This window comes from Frankia sp. CcWB2, assembly GCF_977927585.1.
Map to the genome: position 1 here is coordinate 10,945 of NZ_CDWRCM010000144.1, position 2,442 is coordinate 13,386.

Here is a 2,442-nt window from a genome sequence, read left to right on the forward strand (position 1 = left end):
CGGCTCCGTGCTGTGCGTGCTCGACGCGATCGATGAGGCGGTGCCGAACACGAGCCTGGAGGCGTTCCTCGGTGTGTTCTCCGACGTCTCGCAGGCGCTGTCGGCGGAGTCGACGGTCGTGATGTCGTCCCGCTACTCGTTCCTCGCCGACTCGCCCGAGGTCCGCCGGCTGCTGAACAGCTCGTCGCTGATCTCGGAGCAGCTCGTCCAGCAGCTGCACGCGAACGGCGTCGATCCGCTGGAGCTTCCGCAGTTCAGCGTGGTCCGGCTCGGTGACCTGAAGCTGCACGCGGACGAGCGGGTCTACTCGGTCTCGCCGCTGGAACTGCGGCTCGCTCAGCAGACCGGCCAGCTCGCGCGGAGGCCCGCCGCGGATGCGGCCAGGCACCTCGTGGACCTGGTGCCGGCCCGCATCGGGCAGGTCCTGAACACCGCCGGGCTCGCCGATCTCCGGCCCAGGCTGGAGAGTTACTTTGGCCCGGCATTCCTGGCCGATCAGGCGGTGTTCACTCTGGCGGACCTCTGCACCCACGTCGGCATCGAATGCTTCGCCGAGGGACGGGTCACGCTGGAGACGTTCCTGCTCGCGCCCCTGTTCCGCCCGGCCGGCGCCGGCACGGTGGCGTTGGTGCACACCGTTTTCCAGGAGTATTTCGCCGCGCGCTACCTGCGGACCGCGGCCGGACGGGAAGCCGCGGGCAGCAACGCCGAACCGATTCTGACCGAGCAGGTCCGGGAGTTCCTCGTCCACCTCGGCGCCGAGACGATCCCCGCGCCCCCGCGGACGCTCCCGGCAGCGACGTACCTGGTCGGGCCGAGCCACCGCCTCCTCCTCCGAAAGATCGAGAAGCCGGTGCTGTTCGACGAGTTCCCCGTGACGGTCGGGCGGTACAAGGCGTTTCTCGCCGCGGTCGCCGAGCAGGGCTGCGCGCAGTGGGATCATCCGGGCGCTCCGCCAGGCCACACCCACGAACCATGGCGGGAACGCTTGCGGAACCCGGAGTACTTCACCGATCCGGCGTACGACAACTACCCGGCGAACTGCGTTAACTGGTGGAGTGCCTACGCCTTCGCCCGCTTCGAGGGCAAGCGGCTGCCGACCTGCGTCGAGTGGGAGGCCGCCGCCCGGGGCACGGACGGCCGGCTGTTCCCCTGGGGAGACGACGTCGACCTGGCCGCGGTCAACTGCGCCGACGCGTGGAGCGGCCGGCCGTTGGTGACCTACGAGGTCTGGAAGCAGGAGATCGACGGTGGCCGGTTGCGGGACTGCGCCCCGACTCCGGTGACCGATCATGCGGCGAACCTGTCCCCGTTCGGGGTGCACGGCATGTCCGGCAACGTGTGGGAATGGACCGAGACCGTGTTCGACGGGATCAACTCTGCGGTGATCTGCGGTGGCTCCTACGACAACCCGTACCGGGCGGTGCAGACCTCGTCGAAGGCCCTGTACCTACGCCGGGGCAGCAGTAACGCCGTCGGGTTCCGCTGCGTGCGGGAGGTCGCGTGACCATGACCGGCGTGCCGGACAGCGGGCAGCGGTTCGGCCGGATCGTCGATCGCCAACCGCTGGGCAGCGGACCCCACCGGGTCACCGCGACCTACCTGGTTCGCGACGACGAGACCGGCGAGATCCACGGCTTCGACTACAGCGACATCGTCACCGAAGGATTCCGCACGATCATCGTCGGGGAGCGTGTGCGTTTCGAGGTCGCCCCGTCCACCGGCCGAGCCCATTTCGTGATCAGACTGGACCTTCCGGAGGTCGACGAATTCTACCGGTAGACCGTCCGGGACGGCATTCCTTCGTGGTCGTCTGTCCCGCCTTCCTCACCGGCGCCCCGGACTGGCCGGAAGGTCCGCTGCCGTTACGCCACAAGGAAATCGAAGCGACCACCGCCGCGCGCAGCACCTATTTCAGCGCCGCCTGCGCACGCATCCTCTACGGCACGCCTGACCGGCCGAGCCGCTGGCAGCGCACCGCACCCACCGGCGAGACGAACAACCCGATCTTCGGTACGGAGATCCTCCTACCCGACCCGGACCGGCCGGACCGCGCCTTCGTCATCGTCCATGTCCGCGTCCATGTCCACGTCCAGACCGGCGGGTCCGAGCTCCTCGACGTCCTGCGCGCCGTCGCCGGCCGGCGCGGCAGTGCGACCCCACCCCCTGACCTTGGCTCGGCGCTGCCCACCTGGGCCCGCCTGGCGCCGTCGGCCCGAGGGTTCACGATCGCGTTCCTGACCTTCCCCACCCTTCCCGAAGCCGACCCGCCGCGACCCGCTGACGCCGTCCGAATCGACTCCTGGTCGACCGCGGACACCTGGCTGTGGCATCTCGCGTCCCGTACCGCCAACGCCGACTACCCACCGGATCCCGACCACGCCGCCACGCACGACACACCAGAACGGCGAACAACATCCACACCCAGCTCCAACACCAACC

2 protein-coding genes and 1 pseudogene are annotated in these 2,442 nt (G+C 69.4%); all 3 read left to right on the top strand.

All coding sequences use genetic code 11. From position 1 onward, the window contains the following. Window positions 1-1,507: formylglycine-generating enzyme family protein (locus tag ACY45C_RS15115; RefSeq protein ID WP_462188236.1), on the top strand; the 1,507-nt coding region annotated here is incomplete at its 5' end. Between the two features lie 2 nt (window positions 1,508-1,509). Beyond that, window positions 1,510-1,782 (top strand): hypothetical protein, encoded by a 273-nt coding sequence (locus ACY45C_RS15120; RefSeq protein WP_462188237.1) that lies wholly within the window; start codon window positions 1,510-1,512, stop codon window positions 1,780-1,782. A gap of 23 nt (window positions 1,783-1,805) precedes the next feature. Then, window positions 1,806-2,442: pseudogene (locus tag ACY45C_RS15125) on the top strand (hypothetical protein); the annotation flags it as partial.